This is a genomic window from Stagnimonas aquatica, from assembly GCF_003730135.1.
Lineage (GTDB): Bacteria > Pseudomonadota > Gammaproteobacteria > Nevskiales > Nevskiaceae > Stagnimonas > Stagnimonas aquatica.
The window spans coordinates 929,283-953,716 of sequence record NZ_RJVO01000001.1 but is presented as its reverse complement, the minus strand read 5'-3'; the positions used below and the strand labels follow the sequence as shown (position 1 = coordinate 953,716).

General features: G+C 68.2%; 23 protein-coding genes. 5 read left to right on the top strand and 18 right to left on the bottom strand.

Annotated features, from left to right (window positions below; translation table 11 throughout):
* On the top strand, positions 1-2,799 hold the full coding sequence (locus ED208_RS04145) for a serine/threonine-protein kinase (protein ID WP_123210577.1): 2,799 nt from the start codon (positions 1-3) through the stop codon (positions 2,797-2,799).
* Here the strand turns inward: ED208_RS04145 and ED208_RS04140 are convergent.
* From ED208_RS04140 to ED208_RS04125, 4 genes are all read right to left on the bottom strand, one after another.
* Positions 2,796-3,257, bottom strand: a complete 462-nt coding sequence (locus tag ED208_RS04140; protein ID WP_123210576.1) for a DUF2147 domain-containing protein — start codon at positions 3,255-3,257, stop codon at positions 2,796-2,798. The genes ED208_RS04145 and ED208_RS04140 overlap by 4 nt on opposite strands.
* A gap of 2 nt (positions 3,258-3,259) precedes the next feature.
* Positions 3,260-5,797 (bottom strand): TonB-dependent receptor, encoded by a 2,538-nt coding sequence (locus ED208_RS04135; protein ID WP_233574766.1) that lies wholly within the window; start codon positions 5,795-5,797, stop codon positions 3,260-3,262.
* 116 nt (positions 5,798-5,913) lie between these two features.
* The gene (locus ED208_RS04130; RefSeq protein ID WP_123210574.1) at positions 5,914-6,828 is read right to left on the bottom strand and encodes an SDR family NAD(P)-dependent oxidoreductase; all 915 of its coding nucleotides are present in this window, start codon (positions 6,826-6,828) and stop codon (positions 5,914-5,916) included.
* Between the two features lie 71 nt (positions 6,829-6,899).
* Positions 6,900-7,505 (bottom strand): TetR/AcrR family transcriptional regulator, encoded by a 606-nt coding sequence (locus ED208_RS04125; RefSeq protein ID WP_158608425.1) that lies wholly within the window; start codon positions 7,503-7,505, stop codon positions 6,900-6,902.
* A gap of 173 nt (positions 7,506-7,678) precedes the next feature.
* On the opposite strand from ED208_RS04125, the gene ED208_RS04120 reads away from it, so the two are divergent.
* A complete protein-coding gene (locus tag ED208_RS04120) occupies positions 7,679-8,161 on the top strand; it encodes a hypothetical protein (protein ID WP_123210572.1) in 483 nt (160 codons plus the stop codon).
* Positions 8,162-8,208: 47 nt separating this feature from the next.
* Here the strand turns inward: ED208_RS04120 and ED208_RS04115 are convergent, their stop codons facing one another.
* From ED208_RS04115 to ED208_RS17250, 5 genes are all read right to left on the bottom strand, one after another.
* Positions 8,209-8,643, bottom strand: a complete 435-nt coding sequence (locus ED208_RS04115; RefSeq protein WP_123210571.1) for a DUF6326 family protein — start codon at positions 8,641-8,643, stop codon at positions 8,209-8,211.
* Between the two features lie 71 nt (positions 8,644-8,714).
* Positions 8,715-9,092: an MGMT family protein gene (locus ED208_RS04110; protein ID WP_123210570.1), complete on the bottom strand. Its 378-nt coding sequence runs from the start codon at positions 9,090-9,092 to the stop codon at positions 8,715-8,717.
* Entirely contained in the window at positions 9,089-10,084 is a 996-nt protein-coding gene (locus tag ED208_RS04105) for a DUF72 domain-containing protein (RefSeq protein ID WP_158608424.1), read from the bottom strand. The genes ED208_RS04110 and ED208_RS04105 overlap by 4 nt, the downstream gene beginning before the upstream one ends.
* Positions 10,085-10,265: 181 nt before the next feature.
* The gene (locus ED208_RS04100) at positions 10,266-11,171 is read right to left on the bottom strand and encodes a PhzF family phenazine biosynthesis protein (RefSeq protein ID WP_123210568.1); all 906 of its coding nucleotides are present in this window, start codon (positions 11,169-11,171) and stop codon (positions 10,266-10,268) included.
* Between the two features lie 22 nt (positions 11,172-11,193).
* The gene (locus tag ED208_RS17250) at positions 11,194-11,367 is read right to left on the bottom strand and encodes a hypothetical protein (protein WP_158608423.1); all 174 of its coding nucleotides are present in this window, start codon (positions 11,365-11,367) and stop codon (positions 11,194-11,196) included.
* 87 nt (positions 11,368-11,454) lie between these two features.
* Here ED208_RS17250 and ED208_RS04090 point away from each other — a divergent pair, with 87 nt between their 5' ends.
* Positions 11,455-12,498 (top strand): alpha/beta hydrolase family protein, encoded by a 1,044-nt coding sequence (locus tag ED208_RS04090; protein ID WP_123210566.1) that lies wholly within the window; start codon positions 11,455-11,457, stop codon positions 12,496-12,498.
* A gap of 26 nt (positions 12,499-12,524) precedes the next feature.
* Here the strand turns inward: ED208_RS04090 and ED208_RS04085 are convergent, their stop codons facing one another.
* From ED208_RS04085 to aceE, 3 genes are read right to left on the bottom strand one after another with little or no spacing between them, the layout of a single operon-like run.
* Positions 12,525-12,824 (bottom strand): hypothetical protein, encoded by a 300-nt coding sequence (locus ED208_RS04085; protein WP_123210565.1) that lies wholly within the window; start codon positions 12,822-12,824, stop codon positions 12,525-12,527.
* A gap of 45 nt (positions 12,825-12,869) precedes the next feature.
* Positions 12,870-14,558 carry a dihydrolipoyllysine-residue acetyltransferase gene (gene aceF, locus ED208_RS04080; protein WP_123210700.1) on the bottom strand — a complete coding sequence of 563 codons (1,689 nt, stop codon included), beginning with the start codon at positions 14,556-14,558 and terminating at the stop codon, positions 12,870-12,872.
* 5 nt (positions 14,559-14,563) lie between these two features.
* Complete coding sequence (gene aceE / locus ED208_RS04075) at positions 14,564-17,245, bottom strand: pyruvate dehydrogenase (acetyl-transferring), homodimeric type (protein ID WP_123210564.1); 2,682 nt, start codon at positions 17,243-17,245, stop codon at positions 14,564-14,566.
* 107 nt (positions 17,246-17,352) lie between these two features.
* On the opposite strand from aceE, the gene ED208_RS04070 reads away from it, so the two are divergent.
* On the top strand, positions 17,353-18,264 hold the full coding sequence (locus ED208_RS04070) for a LysR family transcriptional regulator (protein ID WP_123210563.1): 912 nt from the start codon (positions 17,353-17,355) through the stop codon (positions 18,262-18,264).
* Here the strand turns inward: ED208_RS04070 and ED208_RS04065 are convergent.
* The 6 genes from ED208_RS04065 to rpmH form a co-directional block, all read right to left on the bottom strand.
* The gene (locus ED208_RS04065) at positions 18,261-18,782 is read right to left on the bottom strand and encodes an NUDIX domain-containing protein (protein ID WP_123210562.1); all 522 of its coding nucleotides are present in this window, start codon (positions 18,780-18,782) and stop codon (positions 18,261-18,263) included. The genes ED208_RS04070 and ED208_RS04065 overlap by 4 nt on opposite strands.
* Before the next feature lie 281 nt (positions 18,783-19,063).
* Positions 19,064-20,404 (bottom strand): tRNA uridine-5-carboxymethylaminomethyl(34) synthesis GTPase MnmE, encoded by a 1,341-nt coding sequence (mnmE, locus tag ED208_RS04060; protein WP_123210561.1) that lies wholly within the window; start codon positions 20,402-20,404, stop codon positions 19,064-19,066.
* 22 nt (positions 20,405-20,426) lie between these two features.
* The gene (gene yidC / locus ED208_RS04055; protein WP_123210560.1) at positions 20,427-22,112 is read right to left on the bottom strand and encodes a membrane protein insertase YidC; all 1,686 of its coding nucleotides are present in this window, start codon (positions 22,110-22,112) and stop codon (positions 20,427-20,429) included.
* A gap of 43 nt (positions 22,113-22,155) precedes the next feature.
* The gene (gene yidD / locus ED208_RS04050) at positions 22,156-22,365 is read right to left on the bottom strand and encodes a membrane protein insertion efficiency factor YidD (protein ID WP_123210559.1); all 210 of its coding nucleotides are present in this window, start codon (positions 22,363-22,365) and stop codon (positions 22,156-22,158) included.
* Entirely contained in the window at positions 22,350-22,706 is a 357-nt protein-coding gene (gene rnpA, locus ED208_RS17245; protein WP_158608422.1) for a ribonuclease P protein component, read from the bottom strand. Before rnpA ends, yidD begins: the two co-directional genes overlap by 16 nt.
* Positions 22,707-22,722: 16 nt before the next feature.
* On the bottom strand, positions 22,723-22,860 hold the full coding sequence (gene rpmH / locus ED208_RS04040; RefSeq protein ID WP_123210557.1) for a 50S ribosomal protein L34: 138 nt from the start codon (positions 22,858-22,860) through the stop codon (positions 22,723-22,725).
* Between the two features lie 183 nt (positions 22,861-23,043).
* On the opposite strand from rpmH, the gene dnaA reads away from it, so the two are divergent.
* Entirely contained in the window at positions 23,044-24,372 is a 1,329-nt protein-coding gene (gene dnaA, locus ED208_RS04035) for a chromosomal replication initiator protein DnaA (protein ID WP_123210556.1), read from the top strand.
* Positions 24,373-24,434: the final 62 nt, after the last annotated feature.

Here is a 24,434-nt window from a genome sequence, read left to right as displayed (position 1 = left end):
ATGAAAGCCCTCCCTTGCCCGCCCGCGCTGTGGCCGCGCTTCTCCGCGCGGCTCGACGAGGCGCTGACGCTCGATGAACCCGAGCGGCTGCCCTGGCTGGAGCGGCTGCCGGCCGAGGACCGGGAACTGAAACCCTGGCTGGAAGCGGTGCTGCGCCAGGGCGCGCTGCTGTCCACCCGCGAGCTGCTGCAACGGCCCCGTCTGCCGGAACCGCCGCCGGCCTTCCTGCCGCAGCAGCGGGTGGGGCCCTGGCGGCTGGAGGCGCCGCTGGGCAGCGGCGGCATGGGCAGCGTCTGGCGGGCCCGCCGCGCCGACGGCGCCTACGAGCGGGAGGTGGCGCTGAAGCTGCCGCACGCACACCTGCTGAGCGGCGCCCTGCAAGCGCGCTTCGCACGCGAGCGCGACATCCTGGCGGCACTGGAGCACCCGCACATCGCGCGCTTCTACGACGCCGGTCTCGCCGACGACGGTCAGCCCTGGCTGGCCATCGAGTACGTCGAAGGCGAGAGCCTGATGGCGCATTGCGCCGCGCGGCAACTGGATGTGGACGCCCGCCTGAGGCTGATGTTGCAGGTGGCGGCGGCGGTGCAGGCGGCGCATGCGCGGCTGATCGTGCACCGCGACCTCAAACCCGCCAACGTGCTGGTCACCGCCAGCGGCGCGGTGAAGCTGCTCGACTTCGGCATCGCCAAGCTGCTCGACGAGGACGAAGCCGGCGGCGCCCTCAGCCAGCTCGGCGGCCGCGCCGCCACCCCGGACTACGCGGCGCCGGAGCAGCTCAGCGGCGGCGCCATCACCGTCGCCACCGACATCTACGCGCTGGGTCTGATGCTGTTCGAGCTGCTGACCGGGAGCCGGCCGTTCGCGGCCCGCTCCAGGCTCGGAGAATGGCTGGGCCCGCGCGGCGAGGCCCCGTTGGCATCGAGCCGGCTCGGCGGCCGTGCGCAGGCGCGGCTGCGCGGCGACCTCGACGCCATCTGCGCCAAGGCGCTGGAGCCCGAAGCCAGCCGCCGCTACGCCTCGGTGGAAGGCTTCGCCGCCGACCTCGGCCGGCACCTCGCCCACGAGCCGATCCGAGCCCGCCACATCGGCCGATGGCAGCGCGCCGGCAAGTTCGCCCGCCGGCATCGCAGGCCGCTGTCGTTCGCGGCGCTGCTGACGCTGGTGGTGGCGGCCGGGCTCGCCGGCGTGGTCTGGCAGGCGCAGCGCGCCAACGAAGAAGCGCGCCGCGCCGAGGCGGTGAAGGGCTTCCTGGTGGAGGTGTTCAAGGCCAGCGATCCGCGCGTCGCCAGCGACACGCCACGCGGGCAGATCAGCGCCCGCGCGCTGCTCGACCTCGCGGTGCCCAAGATCAAGGCCCGCTTCGCCGACGATCCGCCGGTGCAGATCGAGCTGCTACGCACCGTCGCCGATCTCTACCGCGAACTGCGCGAAGACGACCGCTACGAAGCCCTGCAAGCCGAGCAACTGGCGCTGGTTCGCGCGCATTACGGTCGGTTCCACCCCAACCTGCTCGATGGCGCGGTGGAAGCCGGTGGGCGCGCCTGCGCGCGGGCGGATGCCGAGGCCTGCGCGCGCTTGCAGGCGGCGGCGGGTGCGCTGTTGCGCGAGGCCGACGATCACGATCCCGGGCGGCGCGGGCTCTGGTGGATCAACGAGGGTCTGCGCCTGCAGGCCGACCCCGGCCAGATCGAGGCGACGCGACGCGCCTTTGAAACCGCCGAGGCGCTGTTCGCGCAACACCAGCCCCGCAGCCACGGGCGGGTTACCGCCTTGATGGAGTTGGCGTCGTTTGAGCAGACCCACAACCAGACCGCGCGCGGCATCGAACACAACCGGCAGGCCGCCGAACTCGCGGCGACGCTGCCGGATCGCAACGACGCCGAGCTGCAGACGCTGTGGGGAAACCTCGGCCTCGCCTACCAGCAGGCCGGCCGCTTCGCCGAAGCCGGCGCCGCCTTCGGTCAGTCCGCCGACTATGCCGAACGCACGACCGGCGCCGACTCGCCAAACGCCTGGTCGCCGCGCGGCAACGCCGCCCGCACCCTGCACCTCGCCGGCGAACGTGCGGCGGCGCTGCGCGAGTACGCGCGGCTGATCCCGCTGCTGCCGCCGCTGGACCGGATGGATCGCGATGTCGCGACCATCCGCCAGCACTACGGCGAGCGGCTGGCGGCGGAAGGGCGGCCGGAGGAAGGCATCCCGCAACTGGAGGCGGCGGCGCGCTATTTCGAGAAGCAGGCGGTTTTCGAGTTCGCGCCCCGCCTGGCCCGGCGTTTCCTGGGCGAGGCCTATGCCCGCGCCGGCCGCCGCGCGGACGCCCGGCGCGAGCTGCGCGGCGCGCTCGACGCCTACCTGGCCAACGATGCCGAAGGCAATCAGCCGGTGATGGCGATGCGCGAAAGCTGGGGGCGCTTCCTGCTCGACGAGGGGGAGCTGGAACCGGCCAAGGCGCAGTTCCAGGCGATCCTGAACGTCGCCGGTGGGCGGGCGCTGGCGCACATCGCCCTGGCACACGGCGGGCTCGCCCGCGTCGCGCTGAGGCAGGGCGCCATCGACGAGGCCGAGCAGGAGAGCGCGGCCGCGCTCTCGGTCTGGGCCGTGCTCAGCGGCTTTCGCGATGTCCGCATGCAGCCCTACCTGCAACGCATCCGTGCCGACGTGCTGGCGGCGCGCGGCGAACTGGCCGCCGCGCAGGCGCTGGAAGATGCTGCCTGGACAGCCAGCCAGCAGTTCGACGCACCGGGCAGCCCCAGTACCCGGCGACGGCGGATGACCTCATCCGGGCCAGCCGACTAGGGTCGGCGCCAGACCCTGGTCTGCCCCAGCGCCGGCAGGCCCAGGTAAGCGTGCAGCCGCAGTTCGCCATTCAACAGTTGCAGCTCGGCATTGGCCTCCACGCCCTGGCTCAGGCCGGGACGCAGATCGAGTACCCGGCCATCGACCCAGCGACCGTCCTCGGCACGCAGACCCCAGAGAAAGCGCAGACCGCTGATCGGGCTGCCGGCGAGCGGCTCCGGGCAGCGCTCGCAGCGCGGCGCGATCCGCAGGCCGCTGGCGTCACGCACCTCGATCACCCGGCCGGCGAGCAGCCCCTGTTCGAGATACAGCTCGATGACCGAGCTGGTGTCGCTGCTGGCCTCGTAGGCGATCCAGCGGCCGAGCACCGCCTCGGCGGCGGCCGGCGGCGGCGCAGCCGCGTTGGGTCTGGCGATCAGGGCCAGCAGCAACAGAGCGAAGGCGCGTAGCGGGCGCATGGCTAGTAGCGATAGACCAGATCAAGGCCGTAGGCGCGCGGCTCGCCCCAGACCACGGCGCGGTCGGCGTGCGGCAGGTTGTCCACCGCTGCGGCGGGGTACTCGACATCGAGAATGTTCTTGGCCGACACCGAGAGGTCCAGCTTGCCTCGGGAACCGAGGCGCAGCTCGGCGAGGCTCAGGCGTGCATTGAGCAGGCCATAGCCCTCGATGGCGGTCAGGCCACGCTTGTCTTCGGTGATGACAAAGCCCTGGCGGTCGCCCACGTACTGGTAGTTGAGATAGCCGCGCAGCTTGCCCCAGCCGCCCCGCAGCAGCGTCCAGTCGATGGTGGCGACGTAGGAGTGCGGCGGCGCGGCGATGAAGGGGTAGAGGTTGGCGACGTTGTTGCCGTTGATGTCGATCACCTCCTCGACGCGGGCATCGAGGTAGGCGTACTGCAGCGACAGGATGAGGTTGCGCAGCGCCACGAAGGCCGCTTCCAGTTCCACGCCGCGCATGCTGGCCTTGCCGGCGTTGCGGGCCTTGGTGTCGGAGATGGTGCCGGAGATCATGAAGTTGGTCTGCATGTCGCGGTAGCGGCTGTCGAACACCGCGCCGTTGAGGCGCAGGCGCCGCTTCAGCCAGTTGCTCTTGATGCCGAGCTCCAGCGAGCGGACCGTCTCCGGCTTGAAGCCCTCGACAAAGCCGAAGCCGTAGTTGATGCCGTCCGAGGCGGCGCCGGAAGCAGCGGAGATCTGCGGATCGCGGGTGTTGAAGCCGCCGCTCTTGTAGGCGGTCGCGTAGGAGGCGTAGGTGGTGGCGGCCGGCGTGACATCGAACTGCAGGTTGAAGGAGGGCGAGAAGTTGCGGTCCTCGCGCGCGGCGTGGACATCGACGAAATCGTCGACGCCGCCGAACAGCGCGCCGGGAATCGGCACGGCGGTCAGGCCGATGCCGGCGATCTGGCCCTCGATGTACTGGGTCTGGATGAAGTCCTTGCGGGCACTGCGTTGGTCCCAGGACTGGCGCAGTCCCAGCGTCGCGCGCAGGCGGTCGTCGAGCACCGGCGGCGTCCAGGTGAACTGCCCGAACAGCGCGGTGGCGGAGTTGTCGATGGCGATGTCGTAGTCCCAGAACGCCGCCAACCCCGGCAGCACCAGATCGCGCAGCGGGTCGCGCAGGCCGGGGATCGCGTCGAGCAGGAAGTTGAGCTGCGAGGGATCGAGCTTGGTGTTGAAGATGTGGTGGGTGGGGCCGCCGTGCTCGCCGCCTTTTTCGCTGAAGTGGTAGGCGCCGAGGATGTACTCGACGCGCTCGAAGGCGCGGCCACTGAGTTGCAGCTCGTGGCTCCATTGCTCCTGATACACCTGCGGGATCACCAGCGGCGTGGGCTCTCCGCCGCCGGCCATCAGGCCGGCCGGGCCGTCGTAGGCCTGGGTATCGACGCGATAGCCGGTGGAACCGGCGCCGCCGCCGAGGTCGGCGTACTGGTTGTCGATCAGCTTGCGGTAGGCGCCGATGTACTTCGCTTCCAGATCCGGCATCAGCGGCGCGGTGAGCACCAGCGCATGGCCCTGGATCTGCGAGGACGACTGCTCGTAGGGCGCGCCCGAGGCGAGGCTGGAAAGCCGCTGCGTCGCGTACACCGATTCGGACTGCGCATAGGGCTTGAACAGGTCGGCCATCCCGTGTGGCGTGTTGGACGGGATGATCGACTGGAACATGTAGTTGTAATAGCCGAGGTCGCTGTAGTCGTAGGCATAGTCCACGGTCAGCCGCTCGCTGGCGTTCCAGCGGGCGTCGAGGCGGTAGGCCTGCTCCTCGCGGTCGCCGAAGTCGCCGCCCGGCCCGGTGTTCTCCACGAAGCCGCCCTGACGGCTGCCGAGCGCGGCGAGCTTGACCGCCAGCGTGTCGGTGATCGGCAGGTTGAACGAGGTCTTGGCGGTGAGCTGGTCGCGCGAGCCGACTGAAATCTGCTGCTGCATCGAGAAGCCGCTCACCGACGGCCGCCGGGTCACCAGGTTCACCGCGCCGCCGGTGGTGTTGCGGCCGTAGAGCGTGCCTTGCGGGCCGCGCAGAACCTCGATGCGTTCGAGGTCGGCGAGATCCAGCGCCAGGCCGGCGGAGCGGGCGAGGTAGACGCCGTCCAGATAGATGCCCACCGCCGGGTCCTGCGTCACCTGCGCGTCGGTGACGCCGACGCCGCGGATGCTGATGCGCAGCGTGGTGCTCGACAGCGGGTGCGGCTCGATGACCATGCTCGGGACATTGCCGCTGAGGTCTTCGACGCTAGCGATGCCGCGCTGCGCGAGCTTGTCGCTGCTGAAGGCCTCCATCGAGATCGGCGTGGCCTGCACCGAGGCTTCGCGCCGCTGCGCGGTGACCACCACTTCTTCCAGCACCGCCGCCGCGCCGTCGGGGCGGCGTACCGCTTCGGTCGGCGGCGCGTTGCTGGAAACCTCGATGGCCGCCACCGGAATGCTGGCGAGCGGCGCGGAGTCGGTGGTGGCTCCCGTCTCGGACTCGGCGGCGGGCGACGACGGGTTGTCGGTCGCCACGGCGGACGCGCAGTAGAACGCGAGGGCGGCTGCGCCCCAGCACCGGCTTGGCTTCATCATCTCTCTCCTCGTTATGTACTGCTGGTCCAGATGACGCTAGGGCACTGCTGTTGGATCTAGGAGGGCGTCCAGGGCGCACCCGTGAGTTGTTCCGTGCGCGCCCAGAGCCGCGACGCCAGTTCGGGGTCGCGCGCGGCCGGTCCCAGCCGGCTCCGGGCCGGCGCGCCGAAGCTTTCCAGCAGCCAGCGCGGACCGATCAGGCTGCCGGGCTGGAAGTCGTTGGTGGTCGCGGCGGCGATGATCGAGGCGGCGCCGTTGTCCGGCGTCTGCCCGACATAGCGCAGGCCCCAGGCCATGGCCTTGGAGGTGAAGGCCTGCCAGGCGCTGTCGCCGGGCGTGCGCGGCCGGTGCTGGCCGATGCCGGTGCGGCAGACGCCGGGATGCGCGGCATAGCTCTGGATCGGGCTGCCGGCCTGGCTCAAGCGGCGCTGCAACTCCTGGGCGAACAGCAGGCAGGCCAGCTTGGCCTGGCGGTAGGCGCGGATCGGCTGGTAGCCCTGCGCCAGCGTCAGGTCGTCGAGATGGAGCTGCGCCTGGCGCTGCACCATGCTGGACACCGACACCACTCGCGCCGCCGGCGCCTGCCGCAGCAAGGGCCACAGCGCCCGAGTGAGGCGGAAGTGACCCAGATGAGCTATGGCGAAAGTCAGTTCCTGGCCTTCGGCGCTGAGCCGGCGCTGGGACGGCGCGTAGATGCCGGCATTGTTGACCAGCACGTCGATGGGCCGCCCGGCCTTCAGCAGCCGATCCGCGCAGGCGGCGATGCTGGCCGGGTCGGCGAGGTCGATGGGCTCGGCGCTCAGCCGCGCCGCACCGGTGCCCAGCAACTGCAGTTGCTCCAGCGCCCGTTGCGCGCCTTCGAGATCAAGGTCGGCGATGGTGAGGTCGTAGCCCAGACGCCGGAATTGCCGTGCGCAACCCAAGCCCAGGCCGCTGGCAGCGCCGGTGACAAGCACATGTTTTTTGCCCATGGCCGGACAATACGATACGTATCGTACACATAGAAATCGCCCAAAAGGACGAGCTGCGGCGGGCGAAGGGCTCAGCGTTTGGTCTTGCCGGTGCCGCGCCCCTGGCCGATGCCCTTCAGCAGCAACCGGACCAGACCCTGGATCCAGTCCTCGCTGAGGCGGTCGAGCAGGAAGTACAGGCGGATCGAGATCGCGCCCTGGATCACGTCGATGGCGAGTTCGATGTCGGCGTCGGCGGGCAGCTCGCCGCGCGTGATCGCGTGGCGCAGCACCTGGCGGATTGGCGCCCGGCGCTGCTCGTTCACCTGGATCAGCGCCGCCGACAGCTCCGGATTGTTGATGCACTCGGCGGTGAGGTTGGGCAGCACCCCGCGCAGCGGCGAGTTCTCCATGATCCTGGTGAACTGCCCGAACAGGGTGATCAGGTCCGCTTCCAGACTCGGCCCCGCCACCGGCTCGGCGACCGGCAGCTCCGCGAACACCGCCAGCACCAGATGCTCCTTGGTCGCCCAGCGCCGGTAGATCGTGGTCTTGCTGGCCCGCGCGGTGGCGGCGACGCGGTCGATGGTCAGTGCCGTGTAGCCGTCCTCGGTGAGGATCTGCAAGGTGGCTTTCAGGATCGCCTGTTCAACCGCGCGACCGCGCGGCCGCGGCACCGCGGGTTTTGCATTGGCCATCGTCGCTGCTGCTTGGCGGAGATACGAGGCTGGCACATTAACCCGCTGGCGCGGCGCGGGGAATCGCCGCCAGCGGCCAGGATCGTTTGCCGGCGTCGCCAGGACCGCTCTAAAGTGCGGCGAGTGCCGCATGGGGAACATGGACGGCACCCAATAACACCAAGGGAAACACCGTGAAGAAAACCATCGCCATGGCGCTGACGGCGCTGCTCGCGCTGCCGGCCCGCGCCCAGGAGCTGACGCCGGCGGCGCGCCTGCAATTCGAGTTCGGCGGACCACGCCCGGCCCAGGGGCTGCGCCTGCGGCTGCTGGCCGAAACCCAGGACTGGCGGCAGCGCCCCGGCGACGGCGCACCGCGACTGGCGGTGGCCAGCGTCGAGCTGAGTCCGGGTCAGGCGCCGTACAGCACGCTGCTCGGCCTGCCCTTGCGGTCCGGCCCGGACCGCTCGCAAGCCACCGGGAACCGCTCCGGCGGGCACACCTGGCTCTGGGTCGGTGCCGGCGTGGTCGGGACGGTCGCCATCGCGGCCCTGGCGGGCGGCGGTTCCAACAAGGAAGTGAACAACGGCAACGGCTGCACCGTGGACACCCACGGTCACGGTCAGTGCGAGGTGCCCGGCATTCCCCTGCCGCCGATCCTCTCTGGCGGTAGTTGAGGCCGGGGCCGAGACGCGCCGTGAGGACTCATCGGCTTTGAGTGAGGCTAGGACTCCACCGCCGCCTGCGCATTGCCTTGGCGAGGCCAGCTCCAGGCATACCAAAGCGTGAGCAGCCCCAGCCCGATCTCGATGACGCCCATCAGCAAATAGAAGTTCCAGGCGCCGGGCATCGTCAGCAGCATGACCGCGATGTAGAACGCGCCGAGCAGGATGTTGCCCCAGCGGCAGATCGCCATCGGCAACACGAGCGAGAGAAACACCATCAGGCCGGGAACCGCGAGCAGAACGGCGGTGATGACCAGCGTGCCCTGGCTCACCGGCCCGATCGGACCCGCGCCTTCGAGCATGCCGCCGAGTTTGCCGGGCACATACAGGCCGAAGTAGTCGCCGTAGATGTAGCAGAACATCAGCGCCGCCCAGAGCGCGGACAGCTTGACGCGAACCGGCACCGCGACATCGACATGTGGAGAAGCGGCCATGGGGCGTTTTCCTTATTTCAGTTCTTCGGGTGCCCGCGGGGCTTACCGGCGAAAGCTTGCGACGGGCCGACTCAATCCAGCAAGGGGCTCGGATCACCCGGCTGCCAGCCGTGATGCACGAAGCTGACCTTGCCGTTGAGGAACACCACGCCCTCGGCCTTCAGCAGACGAATCTGCGTGCGATGACCGGGCGAGTCCTTGGGGATGGCGATCTTGCCCTGGGCATTGATGACGCGCTGCCAGGGGATCACGCCGTCGCTGGCCTCGACATCGCCCAGCACCCGCGCCACCAGCCGCGCGCGGCCGGGCCAGCCGGCGACATAGGCGATCTGGCCGTAGCTCGCCACCTTGCCCTTGGGGATGCGGCGGATGGTGTCGAGAATCTGCGTGCGCGCCGTCTGGTAGTTGAAGGCGCTCAGGGGCTTGGGTTTTGGCGCTCGTCCTTTCATGGCGACCTCGCGGCTGCTGACTCGGGCTCGCCGGCAATCTCCGCCGCCAGCTTGAACAGCGTCAAGGGCGCGCTGCCCTCGGCCTTGTTGTTGGCGATGACGTAGACCGTGCCGCCGGCATCGAGCGCGCGGCGCGCCAGGCGGGCGACGGCGCGGCGGGTGGCGGGGTCTTCGTCCACCAGCTTCTCGAACGGCGCATAGCGCTCGCGCGCCTCTTCGTACTCGAAGCCGGCGTGCAGCATCCAGCGGATCACCAGCGGCTCCGGCCGGCGGCCGATGAGCCTGGCCTGCTCGATCACCGCGACGCCGCTGCGTGGATGCACGTTGATGCAGTGCTCGGCGCCGTGCCGCTGGAGCACCGCGAAGTAGTCGGGCGTGAGCAGCTCGGCATCGCGCAGTTCGACCACTACCGGAATCGGACTGGCGAGCGTGGCGAGCAGGGCATCGAGCCGCTCGGCGAAGCTGCGCGGCGTCAGCCGGGCGCGACGCGGCAGGCCTGGCGAGAACTGCAAGACCTGCACCCCGGCCTTGACGCCGGCGCCGTCGAGAAAGGGCTGGAGAATCTGCTCGCGTGCGTAGTGGCCGTCCATGAACAAGGGGTTCGGCGTGCCCTCGATCACCGGGTCGGTGATGCCGCGCCAGCACTTGCTGGTGAAGCGGAAGCCGGGACCGACCTGATTGGCGTAGCGCGCGTAGTCGCTGGCGGTCATCGGCGTGTAGAAGGCGCGGTCGAGGCTGACGCTCTGCAACAGCGGGTGCAGGGCGTAGGCCCGCAGCCCTTCGCGCGAGACCTTCTGCTCGCTGGCCTCGCGCGCGGCGGCGGACCAGACGAAGCCGGCCCAGCCGGGGAAGTACCAGGACGAGGTGCCCAGGCGCAGCCGCTCGCCGTAGCGGGCGTGCAGATGCTCGGCGAGTTCGATCAGCGTCGGATTGGCGTCCGCCGGCTGAATGCCCTTGGTGCGTGGTTTCTTGGCTTCAGCGGGCGGCTTCACTGACTTCGGCGTTGGTGGCGCCCCATCACCAAACAGATCCACCTTCGCGCCTAGCGCTCGGCGACTCCCTCCCCCGCGCGCGGGGGAGGGTTGGGGTGGGGGCGAGACCCTGGCGCGGGGGCTGCAACGCCCCGCTCCCGGCCTCCCCCCGCCAGCGGAGGGTTGCCAGACAGCAAGGACACTAGGCCGGCACCCGGATGCACCCTTCGCTGATCCGCACCGCATAGCCGCCAACACGCACCGCGATCACCTTGCCGCCGCGCTTGCTGGCTTCGGCATAGAGCTGGCTGGGACGGCCCATCTCCACGCCCTGCTGGATGGTCCAGCGCAGGTCGGCCTCGGGCTGTGGCGCTTCCAGCGCCAGCGCGCCGGCGAGTGCGACGGCGGCCGAGCCGGTGGCCGGGTCTTCGGCAACGCCGAGGTCGGGCGCGAACATGCGGGCGCGCAGTTCGCCGTCTTCGTAGCCGCGCGCGTAGACGTGGATCGCGTGCGCCCAGCCGCCGGCCAACAGGGCGCGTGCGCGCTGGGCATCGAAACTGATCGCCGCCAGCAGTTCCGGCTGCTTCAGCGGCACGATCAGGAAGGGATTGCCGCAACTGGCCTGGCGCGGCACTTCGGCCTCGCCACCGAGCGCTTCCGGCGCCAGCCCGAGCACGGCGGCGAGCTCGGCGAAATCGCCATCCCAAGGCCGGGTCTCCGGCGCAACGGCGGCGGTGAGCTGGGCGAACCAGGGCTTGCCGGCCTCCTGGCGCAGTTCGACAGCAACCGGGCCGACGCCTTCATCCAGCACCAGGCGCGCATCCCCGGCGGGGACCAGACCGAGATCGGCAAGCAGGCAGGCACAGCCCACCGTGGGATGGCCGGCAAAGGGCAGCTCGCGCGCCGGCGTGAAGATACGCGCGGTGGCCAGCGCACCCGGCGTGCGCGGCTTGCAGACGAACACCGTCTCGCTGAGGTTGAACTCGCTGGCGATGCGCTGCATCTGCCAGTCCTTGAGGCCATCGGCATCGAGCACCACTGCCAGCGGGTTGCCGCTGTAGGCGCGCTCGGTGAAGACATCCAGGGTGTGGAACGCCAGGCTGCTCATCGGCGAACTCCGAAACGGCGCTTCAGTGAACCTTGCGCGACTTGCCGGCCAGGCGCTCGGCGTCTTTCTGCGCACGGGCACCCTCGCCCTTGTCGGCGCGCAGCACCAGCTTGCCGCCGGGGCCGGCGGCCTTCTTGTTGGCCAGCGCGGCCTTCAGGGCAGCGGCGGCGGGGTTGGTCTTTTTCGGGGCGGACATGGTTTGCATCCTGCGTGGCGCGGACCCGTATTATCCGCCGCAGACCGGTCTCGTTGCGAAGGCCGGCGCTCGCGGAGGAGACCGCCGATGAACACCTGGAGCCTGCGGCTGTGCGCCGCCCTGCTGTTGAGCGCCTGCGCCAGCGGCGAACCCGGCACGCCCGCCGCCGCCGCGCCACCCGCGCCAACGCCGGTGGGCGAGGCCAAGTGCGACAGCCGCTACGGCAACACGCCTCGGCCGCAGACCAATTCCCTGGACGGCGTGCTGGCCCTGGCCTCGCTGTGCACCACCATCTACGGCGAAAGCCTGGCCTGGACCGATGCCGACGGCACCGCCCGCGCCGGTTGCCTGGTCTCGGGCCCGGGCGCGGCGGCGGACAAGCCGCTGCCGCTGCTGGTGTTCCTGCACCCTTCGCTGTTCCCGATGGACACCCTGCTGCTCACCGACCTGCTGCCGCGCCAGACCAGCGCCGACTTGAGCGGCGATCCGACGCGCCCGGGCTTTTCGCTGCTGCTGGTGGCCGGCCGCGACACCGAGCACTACTACCCCTTCCCCGACGACACCGGCCTGGGCTGGGACAACTGGTATCGCAATCTCGACCGCAGCAGCCCCGATCTCAACGTCGATGTCGCCACCATCGACCACTTCATCGCGGCGGTGAAGGAACGCGGCATCGTCGATCCGAAGCGCGTGTATCTCTCCGGCTGGAGCAATGGCTCGGCGATGGCCGAGCTGTACGGCCTCAACACGCCCGGCATCGCGGCGGCGGCGGTGTATTCCTCGCCGAATCCCTTCGGTGACTCCACCGACCCCTGCCCACAGGCCGCGTTCGGCAACAACAAGATGGCGCTGCTGCACGTCGGCAATCAGTGCGACATCATCGGCATCTGCGATTCGTCGGAAGCCCTGCTCAAGGATCTGCGCACGCGCGGCCTGGCGGCGCCGGTGGAGAGCATCCGCGTCGGCAATCTGCTGCAGGAGGTGCAGGGCTGTTCGGCGCTGTGCGCGGCACCGGCCAACCCCGCCAACATCATCGCCGCCAACCAACTCGGCACCGTCAACCATCTGCGCTGGCCGCTGGGCTATACCGAGCGCATGCTCAACTTCCTGCGCGAGCACCCGCTGCCCTGAGCCGGCAGCGAGCCGGCTTGCTGCTGCTACTGGAACTTGCCGCCGACGATACGGCCGTCCGCGTCCAGCTCGGCGAAGTAGCGCGAGTGGTTCATGCGGAATTCCTTGGTGGCGATCTGCCCGGGCAGCACCAGGGTGACGTCCGGGTAGTGCGCCTTGAACTGCGCTGGCGTGGGCTTGCCGGCGAGGTAGGCCTCGAAGGCGCTCAGATCGCTGACATAACCGGCCACCGGCGCCTCACTCGTGGCCGCCGGCGGCGGCGCGCCGGTGGCGCTGCAAGCAGTCAGCGCGAACAGCGCCAGGGCGGGTAGCAGGATGCGCGGCATGGGCAGGCTCCGTGAGGGTTACCGCAATGGGACCGGGGCGGCGGCTCAAAGTGCCAGCCGCCGCAGATCGCCGAGCAGCTTCACCAGCGCCACGGTGTAGCGCGCGGCGTAGGCGCCGTCGATCACCCGGTGGTCGTAGCTCAGCGACAACGGCAGCATCAGCCGGGGCTGGAAGGCCTTGCCGTCCCACACCGGCTTCATGCTTGCCTTGCTGACACCGAGGATGCCGACTTCCGGCGCATTCACGATCGGCGTGAAGCCGCCGCTGACGCCGAGTCCGCCGAGGCTGGAGATGCTGAAGCAGCCGCCGCGCATTTCCTCCGGCTTGAGCTTGCCGTCGCGCGCCTTCTTGGCGAGGTCGGCACAGTCCTGCGCGAGCTGGACGATGCCCTTGCTCCACACATCCTTCACCACCGGCACCACCAGGCCATTCGGGGTGTCGGCAGCAAAGCCGATGTGGCAGTACTGCTTGAGGATCAGCGCATCGCCTTCGGGCGCCAGCGAGCTGTTGAACTCGGGGAATTGCTTCATCGCCGTCGCCACCGCCTTCATCAGGAAGGGCAGCAGGGTGAGCTTGACGCCGGTGTCTTCGCTGGCGGTCTTGCGGAAGGCCTCCAGCTCGGTGATGTCGGCCTCGTCGAACTGGGTGACGTGCGGGATGTTGAGCCAGCTCCGCGAGAGGTGCGCGGCGCTGAGCTTGCGGATGCGCGCCAGCTCCTTGCGCTCGATGGGGCCGTACTGGCTGAAGTCCTGGGCCGGAATCGGCGGAATGCCGCTGCCGCCGGTGACGACGGCGGCCGTCGCGGTCGGCGCCGCCGACATGCGCGCCTTCACATGCGCCTGCACGTCCTCGATGGTGACGCGGCCCTTGGCGCCGCTGCCCTTCACCTGAGCCAGATCGACACCCAACTCGCGCGCAAACTTGCGCGTCGCGGGGCCGGCGTGGGCGGCATCTGCGGGCGGCACTACGATGGCGGTGCTCCCTCCCCCGCTGGCGGGGGAGGGCTGGGGTGGGGGCGGTGTATGCGCTTGGACCTGGCCCGCCGCAGCGGCGGCCCTGGCCCCAGCTCCCTGGCCCTCGGAGGGCAGGCTAGGCGCGACGGACGCCGGCACAGCGCCGACCGTCTCCAGCTCGCAGATGAAGTCGCCGACATTGAGCTTGTCGCCGGCCTTCACCTTGAGTCCGCGCACGGTGCCGGCGGCGGGCGCCGGGACTTCCATCGTCGACTTGTCGGATTCCAGCACCAGCAGCGGCGCGTCCTGCTCGACGCTGGCACCGTCGGCCACCAGCACCTCGATCACCGGCACATCCTTGAAGCTGCCGAGATCGGGCACCGTCACTCGATGCGTTGCCGTACTCCCTGCCCCGCTTGCGGGTGCGGGTTGGGGTGGCGGCGTCGGCGCGACAGCGACGGGCGCGGGCACCGACGGCTTCGGCGCGGCTGGTGGAACCGGGCTAGTGGCAGCGTCGGACTGGGCAGGCGCGGCAGCGCCTTCCACCTCCAACTGGCAGATCAGGCTGCCCTGGGAAAGCTTGTCGCCGACCTTCACCACCAGGCCGCGAACAACACCGGCCGCCGGCGCCGGTACTTCCATGGTCGCCTTGTCGGATTCCAGCACCAGCAGCACCGCGTCTTTCTCGATGGCGTCGCCATCCTTGACCAGCACTTCAATCACCGGCACATCGCTGCTGCCGCCGAGATCGGGGACTTTCACATCCTGGAGCTTGCTCATGGCGTTCAGGCCTTCCACGGAGCGACGCGCTCCGGCTTGATGCCGTAGATCTTGATCGCCTGGCTGACCCGCTCGGCCGGGATCGCGCCCTGCTCGGCCAGCGCCTTGAGCGCCTTCACCGTCACCCAGCGGCGGTCGATCTCGAAGAAGTCGCGCAGCGCCGGGCGGTTGTCGCTGCGGCCGAAGCCGTCGGCGCCGAGTACGTGGTAGGGCATCGGCACATAGGCCCGCACCTGCTCGGGCCAGGCGCGGATCCAGTCGCTGGAGGCGATGGCCGGGCCGGTCATGCCGCGCAGGCATTCGGTGACATAGGGGACTCGCGGCGCCTGTTCAGGGTGCAGCAGGTTCCAGCGTTCGCAGTCCTGGGCGTCGCGCGCCAGCTCGGTGAAACTGGGCACGCTCCAGACATCGCTGGAGACACCCCAGTCCGCCTTCAGCAGCTCGGAGGCCGCCAGCACCTCGCGCAGCAGGGCACCGCTACCCAGCAGTTGCACGTGGGGCCCGTTGGGCACGCCCTCGGCCGGTTTGAGCAGATACATGCCTCGGACGATGCCGCTCTCGGCGCCGACCGGCATCGCCGGCTGCGCGTAGTTCTCGTTGTAAACCGAGAGGTAGTAGTAGACATCCTTGTGCTCGACATACATCTCGCGCATGCCGTGCTGGATCAGCACCACCAGTTCGTAGGCGAAGGCAGGATCGTAGGTGCGGCAGTTGGGGATGACGCTGGCGTAGATATGGCTGTGGCCGTCTTCGTGCTGCAGGCCCTCGCCGTTGAGCGTGGTGCGGCCGGCCGTGGCGCCCATCAGGAAGCCACGGGTGCGCATGTCGCCCGCCGCCCAGGCAAGATCGGCGACCCGCTGAAAGCCGAACATCGAATAGAAGATGTAGAAGGGCATCAGCGCCACGCCGTGGTTGGCGTAGCTGGTGCCGGCGGCGATCCAGCTCGACATCGAGCCGGCCTCGGTGATGCCTTCTTCGAGAATCTGGCCCTTGATGTCTTCCTTGTAGAAGGCGAGCTGCTCGGCGTCTTCCGGGTTGTACTTCTGGCCGACCACCGAATAGATGCCGAGGCTGCGGAACATGCCTTCCATGCCGAAAGTGCGCGCTTCGTCCGGCACGATCGGCACCACCCGCTTGCCGACCTTGGGGTCGCGGCACAGCGTCTGCAGCAGCTGCACGAAGGCCATGGTGGTGCTGATCTCGCGTTCGCCCGAGCCCTGCAGCAGCTTGTCGAAAGCCTGCAGCGCCGGGATTTCCAGCACCTCCTCCACCACCTTGCGCGCCGGCAGCGGACCGCCGAGCGCCTTGCGGCGTTCCTGCAAGTACTTCACTTCCGGCGAGTCCGGCGCCGGGCGGTAGAACGGCGTGTTCGCCACCTGCTCGTCGGTGAGCGGCAGCTGGAAGCGGTCGCGGAACTTCTTCAGCGCTTCCTCGCCGACCTTCTTCTGCGAGTGGGTGATGTTCTGGCCCTCGCCGGCCTCACCCATGCCGTAGCCCTTCACGGTCTTGGCCAGGATCACGGTCGGCGTGCCGCTGTGCGCGCTGGCGGCGGCATAGGCGGCGTAGACCTTGTGCGGATCGTGACCGCCACGGTTGAGCGCAGCGATCTGCTCGTCGCTCCAGGTCGCCACCATCTTTTCCAGCTCCGGATACTTCTTGAAGAAGTGCTCGCGGGTGTAGGCGCCGCCCTTGGCCTTGTAGTTCTGGTACTCGCCGTCGACGGTTTCGTTGAAGGCTTGCAGCAGCTTGCCGGAAGTGTCCTGCGCGATCAGCGCGTCCCAGGCGCCGCCCCAGATCAGCTTGATGACGTTCCAGCCGGCACCCCGGAAGGCGCCTTCCAGCTCCTGGATGATCTTGCCGTTGCCGCGCACCGGGCCATCGAGGCGCTGGAGGTTGCAGTTGACCACGAACACCAGGTTGTCGAGCTTCTCGCGCGCGGCGATGTCGAGCGCGCCCAGCGACTCCGGCTCGTCCATCTCGCCGTCTCCGCAGAAACACCAGACCTTGCGGCCCTCGGTGTTGGCGATGCCGCGGTTGTGCAGGTACTTCATCAGCCGCGCCTGGTAGATCGCCTGGATCGGCCCCAGGCCCATCGAGACGGTGGCGAACTGCCAGAAGTGCGGCATCAGCCAGGGGTGCGGATAGCTGGACAGGCCCGGCGACAGCGCCTCCATGCGGAAGCGTTGCAGTTGCTCCTCGTCCAGCCGGCCTTCGAGGTAGGCGCGCGCATACAGGCCAGGCGTGCAGTGGCCCTGCACATAGATGAGATCCTGGCCCTGAGGGTGGTCGGCACCTTTCCAGAAGTGGTTGAAGCCGACGTCATAGAGCGTCGCCGCCGACTGGAAGGTGGCGATGTGGCCGCCGATGCCGGCGTGCTCGCGGTTGCTGTTGACCACCATCGCCAGCGCGTTCCAGCGGATGATCGAGCGGATCTTCCATTCCAGCGCGTGGTCGCCGGGCGAGCGCGCCTCCAGGTGCGGCGGGATGGTGTTGACGTAGGCGGTGTTCGCCGAGAACGGAATCTGGGCACCGCTGCGGCGGGCTTTCTCGGTCAGGGTTTCGAGCAGGAAATGCGCGCGTTGCGGACCCTCGCGCTGTAGCACCGAGGCCAGCGCATCGAGCCATTCCTGGGTTTCCAGCGGGTCGCTATCGCCCACCGTGTTCGTCACTGCCTGATCCTGCGCCATCGCCTGCTTCTCCTCGCCCGCGAAATTCGAGTTTCAATGTAGACCGGCACCAGAACATACGTCCAATATATGAACAACTTGGTTGCCATCTTTATTTCATATCGCACATGGAACTGCGGCATCTGCGTTACTTCGTGGCGGTGGCCGAACAGCGGCACTTCACGCGCGCGGCGCGGGTGCTGGGCATCGGCCAGCCGCCGCTGTCGCAGCAGATCCAGCAGCTGGAACGCGAGATCGGTACCGCCTTGTTCCGGCGCCTGCCACGCGGAGTGGCGCTGACCCCCGCCGGCGACGCCCTGTTCGACGACGCCCGGCGCATCCTGCGCGAGGCCGATCAGGCCACCGAACGGGCGCGGCGAGTCGGCCGTGGCGAGCAGGGGCGCATCCGCGTCGGCATGATCAATTCCGCACCCTTTCATCCGCTGGTGCCCAGGGTGATCCGCGAGTTCCGACGCCGTTATCCGGAGGTGGCGCTGTCGCTGGAAGAACGCACCACCCCGGGCCTGGCGGCGGCGGTCCGCAATGAAACCGTCGATGTCGCCTTCGTAAGGCCGCTGCTGGATTCCGCCGAGGGTCTGGGCACCGAGCCGGTGCTCGACGAGCCACTGGTGGTGGCGCTGCCTTCGGGTCACCCGCTGGCGCGGCGCAAGCGCCTGGAGCTGCTGGCGCTGTCGCTGGAACCCTTCGTGCTGTTCTCACGCGCGGTCGGTGCCGGCCTGCACGACGAGATCATCCAGGCCTGCCACAGCGCCGGATTCCGGCCTCGGGTGGTGCAGGAAGCCTCGCAGGTCACCTCCATCGTCAACCTGGTGGCCTCCGGATTGGGCGTCTCCATCGTGCCGGCCTCGATGCAGCAGATGCACATCGAGGGCGTCACCTACCGGGAAATCCGCAGCGAAACCCCGAAGGCGCGACTCAACCTGATCTATCGGCAGAGCGATCGCGACTCGCCGCAGATTCTCAACCTGCGCCGGCTGGCCCGGCAGCTGGGGCAACAGGCCGAAGACGGCAGCCGTTAGCTGCGGCGCGGCCAGTCCATCGGCTGCGGGTCGTAACCCTTGCTGCGCAGCCAGTCGCGCACCGCGTAGCCGGTGCCGGCCGGCCAGTACTGGATGTCCTCGAAGGCGACGTGCTTCCAGTCCGCCAGTTCCTCGTTGAGCCTGACCGTGCCGGTCGCGGGCACGTGGTAGGCGACGATCAACTGGTTGTTGCGGGTGAACTCGTAGACGCCGATGTAGTTGGCGCCCTGCGGCTGCAGGCCGAGTTCTTCCTCGACCTCGCGCTGGACGCCGATCTCCGGCGACTCCTCGCGCTCCAGAAAACCGGTGATCAGCGCGTAGAAGCTGGCCGGCCAGGCGACATTGCGGGCGAGGATGATCTTGCCCTCGTGCTCGACCACGGCGGCGACCACCGGCACCGGGTTGTCCCAGTGGATGAAGCCGCAGCTGGCATCGGGGCAGACGCGGCGCAGGCGGCCGCCGTGCTCGGCGTCAATCAGAGGGGTGGCGCACTGCGGGCAATAGGCATAGGGCTTCATGCCCACAGGCTAACGGTGGGGCGCGAGCTTGTCAGCCCGGCGGACGGCGTCTTTCAACTCAGGCCGTGGACCAGCAGCACTCCGAAGAATCCCACACAGAAGCAGACCAGCGCCCACCGGTAACGGCGGCGCATGCCGTTCCATCCTCCTAGCAGTTCCGCCATACGGTCCGGTCTCCATTGCCCATGGTCGGCGCTGACGCAACAGTGCGTCTGCCCTCTCTGGTGTGCGCAAGACCGGTGCCAAAACGGCGGTGGGAATCGGCGGGCGGCGCCTAGTAATTACTTGCCGATGCAGAAGCGGCGGAAGATCTCGCCAAGCAAGGCGTCACTGCTCTGCTCGCCAGTGATGCGGCCCAGCGCCCGCTGCGCCAGCCGCAGCTCCTCGGCGGCCAGTTCGGCATGCGCGCCTTCGGTCAATCGCTGTCGCGCCTGGGCGAGATGTGACGCCGCCTGGTCGAGGGCCTCAAGGTGGCGTGCGCGCGCCAGGAACAGGCCTTCGCCGACCTCGGACAGGCCGGCCTGGGCCTTGAGCGCCTGCACCAGCAGATCCAGGCCCAGACCGGCCTTCGCCGACAGCCGCAGCTCCTGGCCTTGCTCCCCGGAATCGAGGGCGGCTGCCTGTCCGGCGAGATCGCATTTGTTGCGCAATAGCAGCCTTGGCATCGCCGGCAATCGCGCGAGCAGCGCCCGGTCGGCATCGGTCACGCCCTCGCGGTCGTCAACGAGAAACAGCGCCAGCTCGGCCTTTTCCAGCGCCTGCCAGGCGCGACGGATGCCCTCGCGCTCGATGGCATCCTCGGTATCGCGCAGGCCGGCGGTGTCGACGATGGTCAGCGGCAGGCCGTCCAGCAGCAGGTGTTCGCGCAAAGGGTCGCGGGTGGTGCCGGCCTGCTCGGAAACGATGGCGGCCTCATAGCCAGCCAGCGCATTGAGGAGGGTGGATTTGCCGACATTGGGTTGGCCGACGATGGCCACGGTCATGCCCTCGCGCAGACGTCGTCCCTGTCCGGCCTGCTGGCGGGTTTCCGCGAGCAGCGTTTCCGCCGCCGCCAGTCGCTCCGCGAGACCTGCGTCGGCAAGCCAGTCGATGTCCTCGTCGGAGAAATCCAGCGCGCCTTCGACGAATACCCGCAGGTCGGTGAGTTGCGCGGCGAGTGCTTGCAGACGCCGGGAAAAGGCGCCTTCGAGGGTCTTCTGCGCGGCGCGCACCGCCTGGCCGGAGGCGGCGTCGATGAGATCGGCAATGGTCTCGGCCTGGGCGAGGTCGAGCCGGCCGTTGAGGTAGGCGCGTTCGGAGAACTCACCGGGCTGGGCGATCCGGGCTCCGGCCGCGACGGCCGCGCGCAACAGTTCTGCCAGCAGCACCGGGCCACCGTGGCCCTGCAGCTCCACCACGTCTTCGCCGGTGAAGGAATTCGGGCCTGGGAAACACAGCACCAGACCCTGGTCGAGCACCTCCGCCTGGGCATCGCGCAACTGCCGCAGGGCTGCCTGCCGTGGCGGTGGCAGCGAGCCCGCCAAACGGCTGGCAATCGCAAAGGCCTGCGGCCCGGACAGCCGGACGATGCCGACCGCGCCACGACCGGGCGCGGTGGCGATGGCGGCAATGGTGTCGGTCATGGCCGCCGCACCGCCGACGGACCTACTTTTGGGTCGCCGCCTTGGCGGCGGTCTCGTGGTCGAGCTTGCGGGTGATGTACCACTGCTGGGCGATGCTGATGACGTTGCTGACGAACCAGTACAGCACCAGACCGGCGGGGAAGAAGGTGAAGAACGCCGCCAGCGCGATCGGCATGAACTGCATCATCCGCTGCTGCATGGGGTCCATGGTCGCCATCTGGCCGCCGAGCTTCTGCTGCAGCCACATGGACAGACCAAACAGCACCGGCAGCACGTAGTAGGGATCCGGCGCGGAGAGGTCGTTGAGCCAGAGGCCGAGCGTCGCCTGACGCAGTTCCACCGACTCCAGCAGCACCCAGTACAGCGCGATGAACACCGGGAACTGCACCAGGATCGGCCAGCAGCCGGCCAGCGGATTGAAGCCCTCCTTGGTGTAGAGCTCCATCATCGCCTTGTTGAGCCGCTCGCGGTCGCCGGCATAGCGCTCGCGGATCTCGGTGATGCGCGGGGCGAACTTCTTCATCTTCGCCATCGAACGGAACTGCGCTTCCGACAGCTTGTACATCACGCCCTTGACCGTCAGGGTCAGCAGGATGATGGCGATGCCCCAGTTGCCGAACAGGGCGTGGAATTTCTGCAGCAGCCAGAACAGCGGCTTGGCGATGGGGGTGAGGATGCCGTAGTCCTCGGTCAGCTCCAGGCCGGGCGCAACCTTGTCGAGCTTGCCCTGTAGCTTGGGACCGATGTAGAGGCCCGTCTGGAAGGTCTGCTCGGCGCCGGGCGCGATGGTCTGCATCGGGCCGTAGTACTGGCCGAGGAAACCCTTCACCGTGCTCGGCTTGCCAGAGTAGGTGGCCTTTTCGTCGGCCGGCGGAATGATGGTGGCGATGAAATAGTGCTGCAGCATCGCCAGCCAGCCGCCGGTCTGGGTGACTTCGAAAGGTTCCTTGCCGATCTTCTTGAAGTCCAGCTTCTTGAAGCGGTAGCCGCCGTCTTCCTTCTGCTCGTAGAAGCCGATGCCAAGGAAGGTGTGCACGAACGGCGCTTCCGGCCCGGCGGCCGTGGGCGTCCGCTGCATGCGTGCGTAGGGCGAGGCCTGCACCGGGGCGGCGCTGCCGTTGCCGAGGGTCTGCAGCAGTTCGAGCTGGTAGCTGCCACGGTGGAAACGGTAGACCTTGCGCAGCTTCAGGCCGTCGGCGTTGACCGCATCCAGGGTGACGTCGAGGCTGTCGGCGCCAGGAGCTAGGTTGTAGCTGCTGGCGGCGCTGCTGAACACCGTGCTGGCACTGCTCAGTGGCTTGTCGGCGGCGGCAAGACCGCTCTGCACGATGAAGAAGTGCGGGTCTTCCTCGCTGATCAGCGCGAGGTTGATTTCCGGTTGCGCCTTGGACAGTGGGTAGCCCACCAGCTCGACACGGCGCAGGTCACCACCGGCCAGCGAGATTTCCACATTGAGCTTGTCGGTGCTGACCTTGATGCGGCCGGCATCGGCGGCCGTACCGGCTTCAGCGACCGGGCCGGGCGCGGCGGCCGTGACTGCGGCTGGCGCGGTGCCCGCCTGTATCGGGTCTTCCTGCAGCTTGGGCGCCTCGCTACTCGCGACCGGGACCGTCTTCGCGACCGCCGGGTGGTCTTTCTGCCAAGCCTGGTAGGTAAAGAACAGCAGCACGCCGAAGATGGCGATGAGGAAGAAACGGCGGCTTTCCATACGAGGGCGTGTCCTGGCAACGAATTCTGTGGGCTACAGGCGGTCAAGGGACCGGATCGTAGCCGCCGGGGTTCAAAGGGTGGCAACGACAGATGCGTTTGACCGCCAGCCAGCTGCCTTGGCCAGCACCATGCCGTTCCAATGCTTCAATCGCGTAACTGGAGCAGCTGGGTATGAACCGGCAACGCGGCGGCAGCAAAGGGCTGATCAGCCGCTGGTAGCCACGGATGGGCGCGATCAGGACCTGACGCATGTGCTGCTGAGCTTGGTCCAGAGTCGGTTCACGGCATCGACCTCGGCGTCCGGCTGGTCGGGCAGGGCGGCACGCAGGAACACCACCAGATCGACGGCTTGCAGCTGTTCCTGATGGTGCCGAAATTTCTCGCGCAGCAAACGCTTGAGGCGATTGCGCTGCACCGCTCGCTTGGCGTGCTTCTTCGCCAGCGCGAAACCCAGTCGCGGATGACCCAGAGCATTGACGGCCACGGCAGCGCTCATCGGCCCCTGGTGCAGACGCCGGCCTTGCTTGAAGGCGCGGTCGAACTGCGCCGGCGTCAGCAACCGGACGCGCTTCTGGAAGCGCGCGCGGTTCACTGAAGGTTCCCGAAGCTTACGGGATGAGGCGCTTGCGGCCCTTGGCACGACGACGCGACAGCACCAGGCGGCCACCGGCGGTGGCCATGCGGGCACGGAAGCCGTGGGTGCGCTTGCGGCGCACAGCGTGCGGTTGATAGGTGCGCTTCGACATGGGATGTCTCGATCAGGGTCAGCAAAAAGGCCGCAGAGTCTAAGCAAGGGGGCGGTTTTGGGCAAGTTTTAGGCGGACTCGCTGATTCGGCCCTGTATTCCTGCACCGAAGCGGAATTCATTGAGCCCCTGGACGTTTGGGGGATAGACTTGGCCGCTCTTTAGAAAGTATCTGGCGCTTCCGATGTCGGGCGATACCCTCTGGCTGGACTGTGTACGCCGACTGGAAGCCCAGCTTCCCGAGACGGATGTCAACGCGTTTCTGCGGCCGCTGCACGCGGTACTGTCCGCCGAGCAGCTGACCCTGCTGGCGCCCAACCGGGTCGTGGTGGAGCGGGTGCGCCGGGATTTTCTCGGACCGATCCGCAAGGCGATCAGCGAGTTGCTGCCCTACGACCTGACCATCAACGTCACGGTGGGCGCGCCCAGCGCGGTGCCAACCCGGACGGTGATCGCCGAGAAAGTCGAAGAGCCGCCAGCGAGTACCAGCTTTGCTACCGGCCGGCTTGATCCCCGCTACACCCTGGATGCCTTCATCGAAGGCAAGTCCAACTCGCAGGCTCGAGCTGCCGCCGAGTACGTGGCGGGTGCCCCGGGTGGCCAGTACAACCCGCTGCTTATCTATGGCGAGTCGGGCCTGGGTAAAACCCATCTCATGCACGGTGTCGGTCACTCGATCCTGGCGCGCAACCCGCGCGCGCGGGTCGTCTATATCGGCGCCGAGCAGTGGTTGAATCAGTTCACCTCCGCTATCCGTCTTGGTCGAGCGGAGGAGTTCAAGAACCATTACCGCACCGCCGATGCGCTGCTGATTGATGACATCCATTTCATCGCCGGCAAGGAGCGCACGCAGGAAGAGTTTTTCCACACCTTCAACGCTCTGATCGAGACCCGCAAACAGATCGTACTTACCTGCGACCGCTACCCGAAGGAGCTCGATGGGCTCGACGAACGCCTGAAAACACGCTTCGCATGGGGATTGTCGGTTCCGGTGGAGCAACCGGACCTCGAAACCCGGGCGGCGATCCTGATCAGCAAGGCCGATCAACAGGATCTCAAGCTGAAGGAAGACGTGGCTCTGCTGATTGCCCGGCGGGTGCGATCCAATGTGCGGGAACTGGAAGGTGCTCTCAATCGCCTGGCTGCGACTGCGCGCCTGACCGGTCAGCCCGTCACCGTCGAGTTCGCGATGGAAAGTCTGCGTGACATGTTTGCGGTCTACGATCGCGCGGTGACGCTGGACAACATCAAGAAGGAGGTCGCCGGGTACTTCAACATCCGCCTGAACGACCTCAGCTCGGTACGCCGTACCCGTTCGCTGGCCAGACCCCGTCAGATTGCGATGGCATTGGCCAAGGAACTGACTCAGCACAGCTTTACCGAAATTGGTGACGCCTTTGGCAAGGATCACACCACAGTCCTGCACGCCCATCGGAAAGTGGCGGAACTGCGCGAGTCGGATCCCCGTGTCCGGGAGGACTACAGCAACCTCTTGCGCAAGCTAACAACCTGATCGCAAGACTGGGGATGTAAGGCCAGGAAGTTGTGGATAAGCTTGTGGAAATTCGACTGCCT